Genomic DNA, 18,500 nt, shown 5'->3' on the forward strand with positions numbered 1-18,500 from the left:
ACAGTCTGCAGGGCGGCTGGGGCGCGTGCCGTCTCCTGTGGCGCCTGAGCCGCCCGCGGCCCCGCCCGCCCTGCATCCTCGCGTCGGGTCGGCGCCGGCTTACTCCTCACCATTCGGGTGAGCCCCCTGGTGGTTCAGCGGGTGAAAACCGCATGCCGCCCCCGCGTCTTTCCGCGGTCTGAGCCCTCTGCGGTCATAGGTGTCGCGAGAGCGTCGGGGCATGCGCTCGCCCGCCCTCGCTCCCATCGCCCTCCTCGCCGCACTGCTCATCACGGCCGCCGCCGCACCGCCCGCTCAGGCGGTGGGAGGCCCGCCGGGCGACGTCGACGGCGACACGATCTCCGACACCGTCGAGCAGGTCGTCTGCGGCTCGGACACGTGCGCGACCGGCGCGGAGGACGCCGACGGCGACGGCATTCCCGACGTGGTCGAGGTGGTCTCGTGCGGGTCGACCACGTGCGCGGATCCCTGGGCGGACGTCGACGGCGACGGCATCCCGGACTACGTCGAACGCCTCGTCTGCGGGAGCGACACCTGCAGCGACGGCGAAGAGGACGAGGACGGGGAGGGCATCCCCGACTGGGTCGAGTGGGTCATCTGCGGGACGGCCACCTGCGCGACCGGCGCGGAGGACCTCGACGGTGACGGAGTGTCCGACGCGGACGGCCTCCGTGCGTACGCCGATCATCAGAGGGCAGCCCTCGCCGTCACCGGCGCGTCACTGACCTGGACGCCGTGGGTCCTCGGGGCAGCCGTCCTCGTGACCGCCGGCGGGGGTGCACTCGTGGCTCTCCGTCGCCGGAAGCAAGACCGGGCTCGGCTCGAGGCCGGCGGAGTGGAGCGGTGACCGCGGGCATCCGGCGCCTGACGGCGGGGCTCTCGATCCTCGCGCTCATCGTCTCCGGTGGGGCGGCGCACGCGGAGTCCGCGCACACCGTCACGGGCGATGTCATGCGTCAGCAGATCCTCGAGCGCGTTCGCGAGGCGGCCGCCCCCGCGGCGACCGTCGAGGAGTCGACCGGTGACTCACCGGCTGCCGAGGGCACGATCGAACCCGGCAGCGGGGCGATCCTGGATGCCACGGATGCCGGCGTGCGCGCCGAGTTCTCCGGCCACGACCTGGCGGGACCACTGTCGGCCCAGGTGTCCGTCTCCGGCGAGGGCGCGGCGGTGTCCGCGGCGTCCGAGACGCAGGGCGTCGTGGCCGCGCCGCCGGTGGAGATCCGCGCGCGCGACGACTCCGGAGAGAGCGTCACGCAATTCCCGGCGAGCTATTCCCTCGAGCGCGACGCATCCGGGATCGAGGTCGCGAAGGACGTCGAGCCGGGCATCCGTCTCGCGCTGGGGGTGGATGCCGACGAGCTGTCGGCCGCCGGTGTGGATCTCTCCAGCCTCCGCGTCTACAGCCGTGAGCGGGCGGGAGAGCCCTGGCAGGCGCTTCCGTCGTACTTCGACTCCGCGTCCGGGACGGTCAAGGCGGAGTCGGAGCACCTGTCCGAGTTCGTCGTCATCGGCACGCCGGTGACCACGACGCCGGTGCCCCGCATCGTGCTCGACCCGGACGACGACGCCGGCTGGGCCGACTCGCCGGGCCCCCGCATCACGGAGCTGCCGTTGAACGTCCGACTCGCCGACGGGCTCGCGGGGATGTTCCGGGAGCGGTGCCTCGCCGACGTGACGGTCACCCGCGGGGCCGATCAGCGCTTCGTGTCCGCCGAGACACGTCGGGCGGTCGCCGCGTCGTACGACCCCGACGTCACGCTCACCCTCGCCTTCAACACGAACAAGGGTCGGGCGTGGGGGACGGCGAAGGACGGTGGATCGCTCCTGTTCTCGCGCGGCGGCACCAGTGACGCCCTGCGGGACTCCCTCCGGGCGGAGATGCCCGGCTACACCGGTCGCCCGGCGCAGGTGCGCAAGCCCACCGCCGACTTCCCGCGCGAGGAGTATTCGAGCCTGCCGGGCGCCGTCGTGCACATGGAGACGCTCTTCATGGACCACAACTTCGACCGTCCTGTGATCGACGGCGGGTGGGACTCCATCGTGAACGGGGCGTTCACGGGGGTCGGCAAGTACCTCGAATCTCAGGGGTTCTCCTGCACGAACCCGGTCACCGGCGGCTGGCCGGCCCGGCCCTCGGCGGACCAGCTAGGTCGGTGGTATGCGCTGGGGTATCGGAACTGGCAGCACTACGGCGCCGACCCGGTGTCCTTCTCGACGGGCAACCTCGTCGAGTCCGAGCACCTCTTCTCCCTGCCCGGCGCGGGCGGCTCCCGGACGGACGTCTCCCTCGTCTACAACTCCCAGGACGGCCGGCTGTCACGGACGGGTGCCGGGTGGAGTTTCGGGCTCGGCGGGCGTGCGCAACGGTTCGACGACAAGTCCGTCCTCGTCGTGCGCGGCGACGGGGCATCGATCCTCTTCGAGCCCGACGGCGCCGGAGGGTACGCGGATCCGCGGGGCGAGGGTCTGCACCTGACCGAGGTGGGCGACGGCGTGCTCAGGATGACGTCCCGGGACGGCGAGACGTGGGAGTACGACGCCGCCGACCAGGACGGGATCGGCGAGCTTGTCCGCACCGTCGACGCGGGCGGACACACCACGACCCTCACCTACGGAACGCCGTCGGACGCGCAGCAGTTCGTCCCTCTGACGGGGATCACGGATGCCTCCGGGCAGACCGTGCGAGTGGACTCCGACGACCGCGGGCGCATCACCGCCTTCACCCTTCCCGACGGCCGCGCCTGGTCGCTCGGCTATGACGCGGCGGGGGATCTCGTCCGTCTGGTCTCGCCCGATGGTGGTGCCAAGACGTTCGCCTACGACGATGAGCACCGCGTGACGTCGATGACGGACGCCCTCGGCACGATCTACCTCCGCAACGTCTACGACGACCGTGGTCGCGTGCTCCAGCAGTGGGACGCCGAGCAGAACCTGCGGAGATTCGACTACCGCATGGGCGAGACGGTGTACACGGACCAGGAGGGGCGCGAGCACTCCTACGCGTTCGACGACCGCGCCCGCATCACGTCGATCACGGGCCCGACGGGGGACGTGCAGCGATGGACGTACGACGACGACGACAACATCACCGCCTTCACCGACGCCGGCGGTCGCACCACGACCTACGACTATGACGAGGCCGGCCGGGTGACGCAGGTCACCGACGCCCTGGGTGCGACGACCCGCTACACCTACACGAGGACCGGCAACGTGGCGTCCGAGACGGACGCCCGGGGACGGGTGACCGCGTACGCGTACGACGAGCACGACGCGCTGACGGCGACCGTGCTGCCCGACGGGTCGACGGTCACGTACGACGTCGACGACGACGGCAACGTCACCCGCATGACGCTCCCCTCCGGAGCGGCGTACGACTACGAGGTCGACGCTCGCGGCAACCGCGTGGCGAGCACAGATCCGCTCGGACGCACCACGCGTCTGGCCTACGACGAGGGCAACAGGCTCGTGGCATCCACGGATCCGCTCGGACGCGTCGCCCGGTACGAGTGGGACGCGCGCGACCGGGTGACCGCTGTCGTCGATCCCCTCGGCCGGACGACCCGGTACTCCTACGACCTCAACGGCAACCTGACGTCGTCCACCGACCCGGCGGGCAACGTCACGACCTTCACGTGGGACGCGCTCTTTCGGGTCGTCAGCGCGACGGATCCGCTCGGTGGCACCACCTCCTACTCCTACGACCGCGAGGACGGACTCACCGCGACCACGGACGCGGCCGGGCGTCAGACGAGCTTCGTCCTCGACGCGCTCTCGCGAGTGACCGAGGCGACCGACGCGGCGGGTGCGACGTGGAAGCAGACCTACGACGGCTCCGGTGCGCTCGCGTCGCAGACCGACCCGCACGGCGAGGTGACCACGCAGACGGTCGACCGGCTGGGTCGGGTCACGGCGGTGATCGGTCCCACCGGGATCGAGCAGCACACCCAGTACGACGAGGTGGGCCGTGTCACCTCGACGAGCGACGCCCTGGGGCACACGACGCGCTACGAGTACGACGATCTGGACAGGTTGACGGGGGAGGTGGATGCCGCCGGCCGACGCACGAGCTACAGCTACGACGCCGACGGGCTCCTGGTCGGAACAGTCGACCGCCTCGGCAATCCGACGCTGTACGAACGGGACGCCGCCGGTCAGGTGACCACGGTGACCACGCCAACGGGCGCGACGACCTCGTACGCGTACGACGCTGCGGGCAACGTGACCCGGGTGACCGACCCGGTCGGCCGCGCCACGTCGTTCGAGTACGACGACGCGGATCAGAAGGTGGCCACCGTGGATGCTGCCGGCCACCGCACCACGTCCGTCTACGACGCGGTGGGAAACCTGCTGTCGTCGACGAACCCGAACGGTCACACGACCTCGGCGACGTGGGATGCCGCCGGCAACCCCCTCACCGTGACCGACGCGCTGGGAAGCACCACCCGCTTCGCGTACGACCAGGCGGGTCAGCTGACGACGGTGACGGACGCCCGGGGGAACGTGACGTCGTACACGTACGAGTCCCACGGCGAGCTCGCGACGGTCCGCGATGCCGCGGGCACGACGACGAGCTACGCCTACGACGAGAGCGGACTGCTGGCCTCGGTGACGGATGGGCGCGGCAACGCGACGACCTACGGCTACGACGGCGCGGGTCTTCCGGAATGGATGATGGATGCCGCCGGCCACCGGACGCGGTACGAGTACGACCGCCGCGGCCTCCTCACGCGGACCGTCCTGCCCTCGGGCGCGGGCATCATCTCCGCGTACGACGAGGTCGGCAACCTTATTCAGCAGAGCTCCGCCTCCGACACGCTCCGGTTCGAGTACGACGGCGAAGGGCGGATGATCGCCGCGTCCAACGCCGCCGGGGCGACGGGATGGACCTACACGTCCGACGGGCTCGTGGCATCCCAGATCGACATGCGAGGACGTGAGCTCGCCTCTTCGTACGACGCCAGCGGTCTTCTCAACGCCCTGACGGTGCCCGACGGAGCGCAGATCTCCTACCGTCACGATGACGCGGGGCGGGTGAGCCGCATGGACAGCCCGTGGGGCGCCGCGGACTACGGGTACGACGATGGCGGCAACCTCTCCTCGGTCCGGCGGTCGAACGGTGTGCAGACGACTTATGGGTACGACGCGGCGGACCAGGTGACGTCCATCGCGACCTCCACACCGGACGCCGGGGCGGCCCGACCGACGACGGCCGCGACTCCGACGCGCACCGGTGGGATGTGCCCCGCGGTGGGCGGCGGCTCGCGCGTCGACGTGGCCCGCGCCGCGGACGTGGACACGGCAGGGTGCAGCAAGCCGGGTGCGTACCTCGCTCGAAAGTCGTTCCCGTCCGATACCGGTGCGCTGCCCCAGGGTGCGTCCTTGTCCTTCGCCTACGGGTACGACGCCGTGGGGAACGTGACATCGACGGAGCGCACCGCCTCCGTACCGACCAGCGGCCTGCCCGGGGGAGTGGCACCGGCCGCCGCGCCGCGGGAGGACGCGTCGAGCGGGGACGGGACAACCGTTCTCGACCGCTCGCGGTCGACGTACACGTACGACTCGCTCGACCGGCTCGTCGCCTCCACGACGGATGCCGGCGCGGAGGACACGTGGGGGTACGACGAGGTGGGGAACCGGACGACGTGGACCCACCGTGCGGCGTCGACGTCGACGGGCGTCCTGGACCCCGTGCTGACGTTCGACGGTGACGGGCGCAGCGTTCCTCGTCCGCCGGCCTCGATCGCCGCCGGGAGCGTGAAGGCGACGGATGCCTCTTTCTCGCAGACGCAGTCGTTCGACGAACTCAACCGAGTGGTCGACACCCAGGGCGGCCCCGCGGGCGGAGTGAGCTACGCGTACGACGATGACGGACATCGCGTCGCGCAGAGCGGCGGATCCGGGGGTTCCGCGACCTACTCATGGAACGAGCTCGGACAGCTGCTCGGGTATGACTCGGGTGGCGAGGCCTCTCGGTTCACCTACGACGCCCTCTCGAGGCGGGTCGGTACGACGACGCGGAGCGACCGCGGCGAGACCACGACCGCCACCGTCTGGGACGGCTGGCAGCCGGTCCAGGATGAGAGCAGCGTCGCCGGGACGACCACGCTCGTGCGGGACGCGGCCGGCGAACTGCTCCTCGAGGGACGCACCTCAGGACCGGCGGTGTGGGACCTGCTCGACAGGCTCGGCTCCGCCGTGGCGCAGGTCGGCGATGCCCGCCTGGGTACGTCACTCAACCACGCGGCCCAGCAGGCGCGCGACGCGTCGAACGACCGTTCCGCGCAGATCACCCAGGTGTCCGCCGCGGACGAATGGGGATCGCCGAGCTTCTCCACCTCGGGATGGAACGCTGCGGTCGGACATTCCGGCGAACGGTCGGACCCGTCCGCCGGCCTCGACCTGTTCTACTCCCGTGGCTACGACACCGCGTCGGGATCGTGGCTGTCGCAGGACTCGTGGGGCGGCGTTCTCGCCGACCCGTTGACGATGAACGGCTACGCCTTCGTAACGGGGAATCCCGTCACCCTGCGTGACCAGCTGGGCTTCGCCCCGGTACGTCGTCTGGACGGCGGCAGGACGAAGAAGCGCTCGCCGCAGCTCTCCGTGCCGTCGCATGTGGGCAGCCGGTTCCCCGGGGCTCGGACGACACCCGCGCCCGCGTGGCACCCGCCGATGTCGTCGCCGCGCGCGCAGTCGCCCGCGGCGACCTGGCCCACGTCGCGCCGGTCCGCCAGCGGGACGACCCCCAGCACGAAGGTGGGGCGCTGGTCTCCGCCCAAGCCGGCGGCCACGAGTCCGCGAACGGTCTCGCAGCCGACGGCACGCCACACGAACGTGGGCGACCAACCACCACGATGGAGGCAAGCGCTTGTCGACGCATCTCAAGTACTCAAATGGACATCATTTGGAGTTGAAGCGTTAGCGCTTGCCTCCACGTTGTCGGGTGCCGTGGCTCCCCACCCGCTGGCGAAGCTCGTCCTCCTCACGGCAGGCCCGGTGCTCGGCCATGTGTCAATAGTTGCCGGTGCGCTTTCTGTCGCCGCCGACTGCATTGCCTACGGGTTCGACGGGCAGTGCGGCGCCTCAGCCATCACTTGGTACGTTTCGTCAATGATCGCTTACGCTGCCCCTGGCATTGGCCCGCAGCTCGGTGCATTCATATTCGACTCCCATTTGGTTGCATTGAGTCTCGTGCCGACGGCGCGGAGGTCCTTCCCCTCATGAGAACCGTTGTTAAAGCAGCCTCTATAGCGAAACCGGAGCCTGCGGCGCAGGCCTTCCTAGTGATCCTGCCCGTCGTGATTGGTGGGGCGCTTGCCGTTGGCGGGGTGATCCACGGTCTGCTCCTCGGCAGGAGTGCAGGCGAGGTGGTGTTTTGGCTAGCGGTTGCGGTCGTCTATCCGACGACTGTGCTGCTCATATTCGCCTCGACTAGACGTTCTTTGGGCCAGCTCGCGGCTGTGGCGGGCGACGCCGGCGCGGATGTCACTGTATACACATTTGCCGAGGGAGGGAGTGCATACGGGATAGACAGCTGGCGAGATTGGAAGGACACTGATCGCCTCGGCGAGGGGCTGCTGATCCTCTCAACCGAGGGACTGGAATTACGAAGCTCGGACGTGAACTTCGCCTATGCATTTAGTCAGGTCAGAGCGGTAGAGGCTTGGTACATCTGGAGTCGCTTTGTGTGGGCACCTCAGATTTGCGTTTACTTCAATGACGGTCGAACAGCAGTACTGTCCCCAGCACACACGGGGTGGAAGGCTATTCGCGCGTTCTCGAGAGCCGATCTCAGAGCGTTTGAGCAAGATCTGGAGCGGCGCGCGCCCGGTATCACGACGCGTGGAGAGTGAAGAGCGAATCGGCCGGCCGCCGATGAAGATCCGATCGGGGTTGGAGCAGGATGCTGGATCCGATTGATTTCGCAGAGACGCAGAGACGCTCGCGGACTACATGCGGTCAATCGCTTCACTGCCACTATCGACTGTGAAGTCGAGACCGATCGCGCCGCGATTGCGCATCACATGTTGTCAACGTGGCGCTGGGAGTGAAGCGAGCCCCCCACCCCCCCCACCCGGCATCCGCGGCCCGGAGAAAGAGAACGGCTCTCATTCCCGACAGCGCCCGAACCCCGCGGCGGAGTCGGGCCCGGCCTAGCCTGGAACCATGCACGATCACGCTCCGGGGGGTGGCATCCGGGACCTCAGCAACCGCAGGTTGCTCACCATCGCGCTGAGCATCACCGCGAGCGTGATGATCGTCCAGATCGTCGGGGCGTTCCTCACCGGGTCGCTGGCGCTCCTGGCCGACGCCGCCCACATGTTCACCGATGCGGCCGGACTCGTCGTCGCCCTCGTCGCCACCGCCATCGCGGCACGCCCGGCCGATGACCGCCGCACCTTCGGGTACCAGCGCGCGGAGGTGCTGGGGGCCCTCGCGAACGCGATCATCCTCATCGTGCTGTGCGTGTGGGTGGGCGTCGAGGCCGTGCAGCGCCTGATCGCCCCCGCGGACGCCGAGGTGCAGGGCGGTCCGATGCTCGTCGTCGCCGCCATCGGTCTCGTCGCGAACGCCGTGTCGATGTGGCTGCTCGGCCGCGCGCAGAAGCGCAGCATCAACGTCCGCGGCGCCTACCTCGAGGTGCTCGGCGACCTCGTCGGCTCGGTCGCCGTCATCGCGGCGGCCGTCGTCATCGTCACGGCCGGATGGACGCAGGCGGATGCCATCGCCTCCCTCTTCATCGCCGTCCTCATCGTCCCGCGGGCGATCGGTCTGCTGCGAGAGGTGACCGTCGTGCTGACCGAGTCGGCGCCGGTGGGAGTCCAGGTGGCCGAGATCCGCGAGCACCTGCGCGAGGCGGACGGCGTCGTCGACGTGCACGACGTCCACGTGTGGCAGCTCACGCGCGGAGCCCCCGTGTTCAGCGCGCACGTCATCGTCGAGGACGCCGCGCTCACCGACGGCCGCGCCGCGCGCATCCTCGGCTCGCTCCAGGAATGTCTCGCCGACCACTTCGACGTCGCCCACTCCACCTTCCAGCTCGAACCGGCCGGACACGTCGAGCACGACACCCATCACGCCTGACCCACCTCCGGGTTGGCGGCACCCGCGCGCAGTCTGGGCCGCGCTTTGCAGGACCGGTGGGGCGGGTGGTGCCTGCTGTGGTGCATGGGGGAGTGGATGCCGCCTCCGTCCTGCAGAACGCCACGGCACTCGCTTCCGCGCGGTCCGCGCCCACGCCGGCGGCTCACGTCTGCAGGACCGGTGGGACGGGTGGTGCCTGCTGTGGTGCATGGGGGAGTGGATGCCGCCTCCGTCCTGCAGAACGCCACGGCACTGCCGCGCGGCCCACCCGCCCGGCGCTCGTGCAGACCGCACCCACACGACGGTCAGCCCGGTGGTATCCCGTCCCTCAGTCCTCGCGGACGACCTCGGCGGGGCTCTTGTCCGGACGCAGGCCCCGCCACCGCGCCTGACGGAGGATGCCGCCCGGCGTGAACTCCGCGAACTCCACCTCGCCCACCAGCTCGGGCCGCACCCACAGCGCGTCGCGGGCGTCGGCGGACGGCACCCCGACGAACGGATCGGCGTCGGCGCGCAGCGGGTCGAGCAGCGCCGTCAGTGTCGACAGGGTCTTCTCGCCGAAGCCGGAGCCGACCCGCCCGGCGTACTGCAGTCCGTCTGCGGTCGGCACGCCGACGAGCAGCGACCCGATGGTGCCGCTGCGACCGCCCTTGCCCGGGCGGATGCCGCCGATCACGACCTCCTGCGTGCGGGAATGCTTGACCTTCAGCCAAGACTCCGACCGCTCGCCGCGTCGATACCCCGAACGCGGGTCCTTCACGACGACGCCCTCGAGTCCGAACCGCGCGCTAGCGCCGACGGCGCCGTCGACATCGTCGAACACCGGCGGGATGACGACCGGCGGAGTGGCATCCAGGTCCTCCAGGATTGCGCGCCGGTCGGACAGCGGCACGGCCGCGAGGTCGCGGTCGCCGACGGCCAGCACGTCGAAGAGGTACAGCCGAACCGGCGTGCGCTGCGCCTCGCGGGAGATCTCGCGTGGCTGGGCGAGGTTCATCCGCTTCTGCAGCAGCGGGAAGCTCGGTCGGCCGCGGTCGTCGAGGGCGACGATCTCACCGTCCAGCACGAGCGGGTCCGGGCCGAGGCCGAGGTCGACGCCCGTGAGCTCGGGGTACGTCGCCGTCAGATCGTTCCCGTTTCTCGAGCGCAGGTGCAGCTGCTGTCCGTCCCACACGCCGATGCCGCGGATCCCGTCCCACTTCATCTCGACCCACGCCCGGCCCCATCGCTCCGCCGCGGCCCGGGCGACCCCGGCGGTCGAGCGCGTCGCGAGCATCGGGCGCAGCTCCGCCATGGCGGGCATCGGAACCCGGGATGCCGCCCCCTCCGGGCTCCGCGACGGCTCCTTCACAGCGTCGTTCTGCGCCGCAGCATCCCCCGCGCCTGCGGCGGGGGACGCCGGCGCGGCATCCCCCGCGCCAGGGGCCGTCGGCGCGGCAGGGTCGGAGAGGTCGGCGGTCGCCCGTGCGTCGGCGGCGGCCTCGTGCCGGGCGGCATCCCTCCCTCGCCCGGAATGGTCGAGCGGGACGACCTCGGCGCCGGCGGGCTGCGGGTCGCCGTGCGCGTCGGTCTTCATGCGGTGCAGGAGCCATTGCGACTTCTCGCCGCTGCCCTCGGTCCGGATGAGGGCGAGACGGACACGGCCGAGCGGCCCGTCCGGCGCTCCCTCGAGCGTGAAGATGACCTCGTCGTCGCGCCACTTCTCGAGCTCGTAGCGGCCGGTGTCCCAGACGGTCATGATGCCGGCGCCGTACTCGCCGCGGGGGATCTCGCCGGCGAAGTCGAGGTACTGCATCGGGTGGTCCTCGGTCATGATCGCGAGGCTGTTCTTGCCGGTGGTCGGCGGGACGCCCTTGGGGACGGCCCAGCTCACGAGGACGCCGTCGCGTTCGAGGCGCAGGTCCCAGTGCAGCCGCGTCGCATGATGCTCCTGGATGACGAAGCGCGGCAGCCCCTCGGCAGAAACCTCGCCGTGCGGGACGTCGGGAACGGGCTCGGGGGTGCGCCCCGCGGTGCGCTTGGAGATGTACGCCCGGAGGGGCCCGTCCGTCTCGATCGCGGCGAGCGGGTCGCCGAGGGCGTCGATGCGGTCCACGACCTCGTCGAACAGCAGGTGCCGGAGTGCGGGGTCGTCGAGCTCCGCCCAGGTGCGCGGGGCGGCCACCGTGGGGTGGGACCGCCCTCGCAGGGAGTACGGCGCGATGGTCGTCTTCGACCCGTTGTTCTGGCTCCAGTCGATGAAGACCTTGCCCGGCCGGAGCGACTTGGACATCTGACTGACGACGAGATCGCCGTGGTCGGCCTCGATCGCGCGGGCCAGCTCCTTCGCCACAGCGCTGACGGCGTCGCTGGACTGCCGGCCGTCGAGGTGGGCGTAGAGGTGGATGCCTTTGCTCCCGCTGGTGACGGGCATCGGGTCCAGTCCGATGTCCTGCAGGATCGCGCGCGCCCAGCGGGCGACCTCGGCGCACTCGATCAGCCCCACGCCGGGGCCGGGATCGAGGTCGAGCACGATGCGGTCGGGGTTCTGCCGCTCGCCGTCGGGGGAGAAGCGCCACTGCGGCACGTGCAGCTCGAGGCTCGCGACCTGGGCGAGATAGACCAGCGTGGGCAGGTCGCCCACGAGGGGGTAGTCCTTCGCCCCCGAGGAGTGGTCGATGGGGAAGCGGCGGACCCACGCCGGCGCGCCCGGCTCGAGCGCCTTCGCGAAGAACGCCTCGACGGGGGCGTCGTCGGTCCCGACGCCGTCCGGCCAGCGCTTGCGGGTCAGCGGGCGGCCGCGCACGTGCGGGAGCAGGACAGGCGCGACCCGTGAGTAGTAGTCGATCACCTCGCCCTTGGTCGTGCCGGTCTCGGGGTAAAGCACCTTGTCGAGGTTGGACAGCCGCAGACGACGACCGTCGATCCGCACCGTCTGCTCCGCCATCGCCCCAGCGTAGAGCGACGGGGCGGAGGGATGCCGAGGGGGTTGCGGCCATGCCCCTCGCCGAACTCTGAGTGTCGGGGCCGCGGGTGCCGCCTGGTGCGCCGCGCCCCCTCGCCGAACTCCTGAGTGTCGGGGCCGCGGGTGCCGCTTGGGGCGCCGCGCCCCCTCGCCGAACTCCTGAGTGTCGGGGCCGCTGGTGCCGCCTACTGCGGCGCGCCCCCTCGCCGAACTCCTGAGTGTCGGGGCCGCGGGTGCCGCCTGGTGCGCCGGCCCGCCTCGCCGAACTCCTGAGTGTCGGGGCCGCGGGTGCCGCCTCGTGCGGCGCGCCCCCTCGCCGAACTCCTGACTTTTGCCGCCGCGGCACCGCCGTTCGCCGCATATTCGCGTTGTTCGGTCGGTTTTCAGGAGTTGGGCGGGTGAGCGTCGAAGGCGCCGTCGGCGGCGGGGCCACCGGCTCAGGAGTTCGGCGGGTGAGCGCCGGAGGCGCCGCCAACCGGCGCGCCCGTCGGCTCAGGAGTTGCGCCGGCGCGCGCCGAAGGCGCCCAGCCCGCGCGCCCCCGGCTCAGGAGTTCGGCGAGCAGGCGGGCCGCACCCGACGGCCGGCGCAAGGGCCTCGTGGCCGTCTGGGGTTTTCGTGTTCACTGGTCGCATGCGATCGATCTGGAAGGGCGCTCTCACCTTCGGCCTGGTCAACGTGCCGGTGAAGGTCTACTCGGCGACCGAGGACCACGACGTCTCCCTGCACCAGGTGCACAACAAGGACGGCGGCCGCATCCGCTACCAGCGCATCTGCGAGGTCGACGGCGAGGTCGTGCCGTACCAGGACATCGACCGCGCCTATGACGACGGCGAGCAGACCGTGGTCCTGACGAAGGACGATCTGGCCTCGCTCCCCAGCGAGCGCAGCCGCGAGATCGAGGTCGTCGAGTTCGTCCCCAGCGACCAGGTCGACCTGCTGACCCTCGACAAGGCGTACTACCTCGAGCCCGACTCCTCCTCGCCGAAGGCGTACGTGCTCCTCCGCAAGACGCTCGAGCAGACGGACCGCACCGCCATCGTCCGGTTCTCGCTGCGGCAGAAGACCCGCCTCGCGGCACTGCGGGTGCGCGGCGACGTCCTCGTGCTGCAGACCCTCCTCTGGGCGGACGAGGTGCGCGAGGCCGCGTTCCCCGCGCTGGACGAGAGCGTGCGGATCTCAGCCAAGGAGTTGGAGATGTCGGCATCCCTCGTCGACAGCTTCTCGAAGGACTTCGATCCCGAGGAGTTCACCGACGAGTATCAGCAGGAGCTGCGCACCCTCATCGACGCCAAGCTGGAGCAGGGCGACGCGATCGACACCGACGCCACGTTCGGCACGCAGGAGGACGAGGACGGCGGCGAGGTCATCGACCTCATGGAGGCGCTGCGGGCGAGTGTCGAACGCAGCCGCGCGGCGCGCTCCGGATCGGGCGACGGTGCGGCGAAGAAGGACGAGAAGTCCTCCGGGGATGCCAAGAAGAAGAAGGCGTCGAAGGCGTCCTAGCGGGTGCGCTGGTCGCCGTCCTCGAGCGTCTTCGGGTCGAGGGTGAGGGCCTCGGCCTCGTTCTCGGTGACCTCGCCGTGGCCGGCGGCGGCGTCGCGACGGGCGGCCGCACGCTCACGGAAGTAGTGCACCGCGACGAAGCCGACCGTGCCGACGACGGCGGCGAGCAGGATGACGTCGATGTACTCCGCGACGAACTCGCCGACCCCGGGGATCAGGCTCAGCAGGTAGCCCGCGACGGTCAGCCCGAAGCCCCACAGCACCGCGCCGATGAGGTTGTAGAGCGTGTAGGTCCACTTGTTCATGTGGCCGACGCCGGCGGCGATCGGCGCGAAGGTGCGGACGATCGGCACGAAACGGGCGAGGATCACGGTCAGGCCGCCGAACCGGACGAAGAACGCGTTGGTGCGCTCGACGTTCTTGCGGCTGAACAGGCCGGACTCCTTGCGCTCGAAGATGGCCGGCCCGGCCTTGTGGCCGATGACATAGCCCACCTCGCCGCCGAGGAACGCGGCGAGGCCGATGAGCAGGCCGGTCACCCACACGTTCACCCCGAAGACCCCGTGCGGCGGGTGCGTCGCGGGGTTCGACAGAATGCCGGCCATGATCAGCAGCGTGTCGCCGGGCAGCAGGAAGCCGACGAGCAGGCCGGTCTCGGCGAAGATGATGAGGCACACCACGAGCAGGGCCCACGGTCCTGCGGCGTCGATGATCGCGGCCGGATCCAGCCAGGGGATGAGCGCTGTGGGATGGATCACTTCTGTCCCGTCGGGTCGAGAGGGTGCGGATCTAGGCGACCGCGTGCGGAAGGTGGGACTTGAACCCACACGCCCGAAGGCACAGGAACCTAAATCCTGCGTGTCTGCCGATTTCACCACTCCCGCGAGTGGCATCAGTCTAAGCGGGCGGGGGCGACGTCTCGGTGTGAACGAGCCGTCAACGGGCGGGAATGCCGGCGCCGCGTCCTCCCTTGTCCTCCGTATGAACGCGATCATCTACACCCAGCCCGGCGACTCCTCCGTCCTCACTCTCGTCGAGCGTCCCGTTCCCGCGCCCGGACCGGGCGAGGTGCGCGTGCGCATCACGGTGTCCGGCGTGAACCCGACCGACTGGAAGGCGCGCGCGACGACCGGCCGACCGCTCCCGTTCGACGAGGTCACGCCGAACCAGGACGGGGCGGGAACAGTGGATGCCGTCGGCGACGGCGTCGAGGACCTGTCCGTCGGCCAGCGGGTGTGGGTCTACCTCGCGGCGCACCAGCGCCCGACCGGCACCGCCGCCGCGTACGCGGTTCTGCCCGCCTCCCGCGTCGTCCCGCTGCCGGACGACGCGTCGTTCGCGCTCGGCGCCAGCCTCGGCGTCCCCGCCATGACCGCGCACCGCGCCCTCACCGTCCACGAGGACGGTCCGACGCGTCTTGCGCCCGGTGCTCTCGCCGGCCGGACGGTGCTGGTCCAGGGCGGCGCCGGCGCCGTCGGTCACGCCGCGATCGAGCTGGCCGTCTGGGCGGGAGCGACGGTGATCGCCACCGTGAGCAGCGACGCGAAGGAGGCTCTGGCCCGGGCGGCGGGCGCCCACCACGTGCTGCAGTACCCCAGCGACGCTCTGGCGGACGGCATCCGGGAACTGGCGCCGAACGGCGTCGAGCACATCGTCGAGGTCGCCATCGCCGACAACGCCGCTCTCGACGTGGAGGTCGTGGCCAACCACGGCACGATCGGGTACTACGCCGACAACGGCGGGTCGACCTTCACGGCGGCCGTGCGGGAGAGCTTCGCGAAGAACGTCCGCTGGCAGGGGCTCCTGCTCTACACCGTGGGCGAGTCCGCGCTGACGGCCGCGGCCGAGGACGTGTCGGCGGCGGTGGCCGACGGCGCGCTGTCCGTCGGTGAGGAGAAGGGGCTGCCGCTGACCTGGTTCCCGCTGGAGGAGACCGCCGCCGCCCACGACGCCGTCGAGCAGGGCGCGACCGGCAAGGTGCTCATCCGCGTCGCGGACTGACCTGCAGTTTCACCCGGCCGGGCGGTGCGTCGTCGCCCGGCCGGGCACGCATGTTCACCCGGCCCGATGCGGCGGCCGGACGCTCGATGTCCGCCTTCGCGCGAGGACGGCTGCTGCACCCGCGAGCGCGAGGGCGGCGAGGCTCAGCGCGGACGCACTCCCGATGCGGTGGACCACCCCGCCCACGACCGCGCCGCCGATGAGGGCGGACCACAGCAGGAGCGGTCGCATCCACGCGGTGCGTGAGCCCCCGGTGAGCAGCGCGCTCACGGCGAGACCGAGGGTCACGAGCGTGCCGGTGGTGTACGTGACCGGCACGCGGGCGCGTCCCTCGGCGGGGAACAGCGTGTTCAGGGATCCCATCGCGGCGGCGAGCAGCGCGAGTCTTGGCAGCTCGACGCCGCCGGTGAGCGCGAGGAGGGCGCTGAGGGCGACGGCGACCGCGCTGCCCGCGACGATCCAAGGCGGCGCGCGCCGGGCGCGCACACCGACCAGGCCGCCCGCCGTGACGCCGAGGACGAACGAGCCGATCAACGCCGCCGACGTGAGCGCGACCGCTCCGCCCGCGGCCCCGAGGTCGACGGCGGCGTGCGTGGAGTTGCCGCTCATGAACGACACGAAGAGTCCGCCGCTGTCGAGGAACCCGATGGCATCCACGAATCCGGCCACCGTCGCGAGCACGGCCGAGAGGCCCAACGCCCGGCGATCGACGTCTTTCACGAGCGGTCGACGAGGGTCTCGGGGTGCAGCTGCATGCCGGGATTGTCGCAGGCGGCGCTGGCGTGCCGGAGACGTACGCGCCGGCGCCCCCGCGGTGTACATCTGCGCCACCTCACGGCCCCCGGGGGTCGGAACCAGCGCTGACTTGCCGCGAACGTACGCTCCGGCGCCCCCGCGGCGTACATCTGCGCCACCTCACGGCCCAAGGCCCGACGCGGCACGACAGCTGCCAGCTCACGGCCCGGGGGTCGCGGCGCGCGGGCGCGCGGGCGGCTCGGCCCCGCAGGAACGGCGAAGCGCCGGGACTTCCGCCCCGGCGCTCCGTCGTGTCACCGACCCGTCGTCACTCCTGGGTGCGGCGGCGGGCGATGGTCGTGCCGGCGGCGACGAGGCCGCCGAGGACGAGCATCCCGATGCCGATCGCGGGCAGGGGCGAGACGGCCAGGTCCGCGCCGGTCGTCGCGAGGCCACCGGGGCGGGTGCGGTCGCCCGCGGCCCCGGGGATGGCCGTGGCGGTCGGGCTCGGCGCCGCGGTGGGCTCTCCCGTGGGCTCCGGCGACGGGTCGCCCGGCGTGGGCTCGGGCGACGGGTCACCCGGGGTGGGCTCCGGCGAGGGATCCACCGGCGGGACGACCGCGGCCTCCCACGCCAGGGCGAAGGCGGCGTGGCCGATGGCGGGCGAGAAGATGTCGACCGATTCGCGGCTGACGTTCGCGAGGGTGTCGTTCTCGGTGTGGTAGTTCCGGTCCATGAAGACGCCCGCGGTTCCGCCGAAGAGCGCGGCCTCCTCCTCCGTCTTGATGTCGTCGCCGCCGGAGAACAGGCCGCCGGACGGGATGCCGTTGTCGATGAACGCCTGGTAGTCGGAGCGTCCCGAGTACTCGCTGTCGATCCACGGCTGGTCGATCGCGTCGAAGTAGTCGGTGTAGATCCGCTCGATCTCGGCCGACCCCTCCGGGATGGTGACGCCGTCAGCGGGGAACGTGGAGCGGTTCGCGTCGTAGACGCCGACCGTGAAGTTCTCAGAGCCGATCATGTCGTAGTTCAGGTACGACGAGATGCGGGCGAGCTCCGCGGGGTCATCCTGCACGAGGTCGTCCACATAGGCCGTCGAGCCGAGCAGACCGATCTCCTCCGCACCCCACAGGGCCAGACGGATCCGCTTGTCGTTCGGCACCTCGGCATCCGCGATGCGCTCGGCGAGGGCGAGGATCGCGGCCGAGCCGGAGGCGTTGTCGTTGACGCCGGGACCCTCGGCCACACCGTCGAGGTGGGCACCGATGACGACGGTGTCCTCGGGGTCGCCGGCGATGCTGTCGGCGATGATGTTGAAGGTCTCGCCGACGAGGAACTCCTTCTCGATGAGGGCGGTGCCCTCGACGGGAGCGTCGGCGGGCGCGGCCTCCATGAGCGCGGAGAGGGTCTCGCCGCTGGCCTGGGGGAGGGTGGCGGCGGGGGAGTCCTCGGTGTCGCGGGGACCGGAGGCGACGTTGGTCAGCTGGTCGCCGGGGGCGACGCCCTCCGCCTCGGGGCGGGCGTTGTTGTAGATGAAGACCGCGCCGGCGCCGGCGGCCGAGGCGTTGTCGATCTTCTGCTCGAAGGTGCAGACGCCGCGCTGGACGAGGACGATCGAGCCCGCGGGCACGGCGGCGAAGTCCGCCGGCTCGCAGCCGAGGTGGGCGCCGTCGGCCGACACGGGCTGCGAGAGCGCCTCGGTGTAGGGGCCGTCCGTGGCCTCGCTGCTGTCGAAGTGCGATCCGAGGTAGGTCGTGCCGTCGACGGTGAGGGAGGCCTCGCCGAACTCCGAGTAGGGCACCTCGAACGTGTGGCGCGAGACGGTGAACGCGCCGGTGTCCTCGAGGACCTGCTCGGCGTACTCGGCCGCGGCCTCGTAGCCCGGGCCGTTCCAGACGCGGTAGCCGTCCGCGGCGTAGGACTCGGAGATCTCCGCGAGCTCGGTCAGGTGGGTCATGACGTCGGCGCCGGTGAGCCCGAGGTCGGCCGGGACGTCGCCGGGGACGACAGCGGCGGTGGCCGTCGGACCGACCATCAGGGCTCCGCCGACGAGCGCGCCCGCGGCGAGCGCCGCCGAGACGCGCCGAACGCGCGGGGGAGGGGATTGCAGGGTGTGACGGGGCACGAAGGCACCTCTCCGCGGGCAGCGATGCCCGCATCATCCAGGGGGGAATGACGCGACGCTCGGGGGAGCGTTCGCGGTTCGATTCTGCGAGGAATCTCCGGAGA

General features: G+C 71.2%; 10 protein-coding genes and 1 tRNA gene. 6 read left to right on the forward strand and 5 right to left on the reverse strand.

Features of this window, described 5'->3' with window-relative positions:
- Positions 1-220 precede the first annotated feature (220 nt).
- The 4 genes from MRBLMI1_RS02280 to MRBLMI1_RS02295 all read left to right on the forward strand — a co-directional run bounded on the left by MRBLMI1_RS02280 (position 221) and on the right by MRBLMI1_RS02295 (position 9,087).
- Complete coding sequence (locus tag MRBLMI1_RS02280; protein ID WP_367726521.1) at positions 221-847, forward strand: hypothetical protein; 627 nt, start codon at positions 221-223, stop codon at positions 845-847.
- Positions 844-7,227, forward strand: a complete 6,384-nt coding sequence (locus MRBLMI1_RS02285) for a DUF6531 domain-containing protein (protein WP_367726522.1) — start codon at positions 844-846, stop codon at positions 7,225-7,227. The genes MRBLMI1_RS02280 and MRBLMI1_RS02285 overlap by 4 nt, the downstream gene beginning before the upstream one ends.
- Positions 7,224-7,856, forward strand: coding sequence for a hypothetical protein (locus MRBLMI1_RS02290; RefSeq protein ID WP_367726523.1), 633 nt, complete (start codon positions 7,224-7,226; stop codon positions 7,854-7,856). Before MRBLMI1_RS02285 ends, MRBLMI1_RS02290 begins: the two co-directional genes overlap by 4 nt.
- Before the next feature lie 313 nt (positions 7,857-8,169).
- Complete coding sequence (locus MRBLMI1_RS02295) at positions 8,170-9,087, forward strand: cation diffusion facilitator family transporter (RefSeq protein ID WP_367726524.1); 918 nt, start codon at positions 8,170-8,172, stop codon at positions 9,085-9,087.
- A 328-nt stretch (positions 9,088-9,415) separates the two neighbouring features.
- Here the strand turns inward: MRBLMI1_RS02295 and MRBLMI1_RS02300 are convergent, their stop codons facing one another.
- Positions 9,416-12,013, reverse strand: a complete 2,598-nt coding sequence (locus MRBLMI1_RS02300; protein ID WP_367726525.1) for an ATP-dependent DNA ligase — start codon at positions 12,011-12,013, stop codon at positions 9,416-9,418.
- 649 nt (positions 12,014-12,662) lie between these two features.
- Between MRBLMI1_RS02300 and MRBLMI1_RS02305 the strand changes: the two genes are divergently transcribed.
- Positions 12,663-13,535, forward strand: coding sequence for a Ku protein (locus MRBLMI1_RS02305; protein ID WP_367726526.1), 873 nt, complete (start codon positions 12,663-12,665; stop codon positions 13,533-13,535).
- Here the strand turns inward: MRBLMI1_RS02305 and MRBLMI1_RS02310 are convergent.
- Both MRBLMI1_RS02310 and MRBLMI1_RS02315 read right to left on the reverse strand, forming a co-directional pair.
- Positions 13,532-14,290, reverse strand: a complete 759-nt coding sequence (locus tag MRBLMI1_RS02310; protein WP_367727543.1) for a DedA family protein — start codon at positions 14,288-14,290, stop codon at positions 13,532-13,534. The two genes, MRBLMI1_RS02305 and MRBLMI1_RS02310, sit on opposite strands and share 4 nt — an antisense overlap.
- Before the next feature lie 47 nt (positions 14,291-14,337).
- A tRNA-Leu gene (locus tag MRBLMI1_RS02315) sits at positions 14,338-14,419 on the reverse strand.
- A gap of 97 nt (positions 14,420-14,516) precedes the next feature.
- On the opposite strand from MRBLMI1_RS02315, the gene MRBLMI1_RS02320 reads away from it, so the two are divergent.
- Complete coding sequence (locus tag MRBLMI1_RS02320) at positions 14,517-15,536, forward strand: NADPH:quinone reductase (protein WP_367726527.1); 1,020 nt, start codon at positions 14,517-14,519, stop codon at positions 15,534-15,536.
- A 54-nt stretch (positions 15,537-15,590) separates the two neighbouring features.
- Here the strand turns inward: MRBLMI1_RS02320 and MRBLMI1_RS02325 are convergent, their stop codons facing one another.
- Positions 15,591-16,256 carry a YoaK family protein gene (locus tag MRBLMI1_RS02325; protein WP_367726528.1) on the reverse strand — a complete coding sequence of 222 codons (666 nt, stop codon included), beginning with the start codon at positions 16,254-16,256 and terminating at the stop codon, positions 15,591-15,593.
- Between the two features lie 343 nt (positions 16,257-16,599).
- Positions 16,600-18,396: a M20/M25/M40 family metallo-hydrolase gene (locus tag MRBLMI1_RS02330; protein ID WP_367726529.1), complete on the reverse strand. Its 1,797-nt coding sequence runs from the start codon at positions 18,394-18,396 to the stop codon at positions 16,600-16,602.
- Positions 18,397-18,500 lie beyond the last annotated feature (104 nt).

This window comes from Microbacterium sp. LMI1-1-1.1 (assembly GCF_040815675.1).
Classification (GTDB): Bacteria; Actinomycetota; Actinomycetes; order Actinomycetales; family Microbacteriaceae; genus Microbacterium.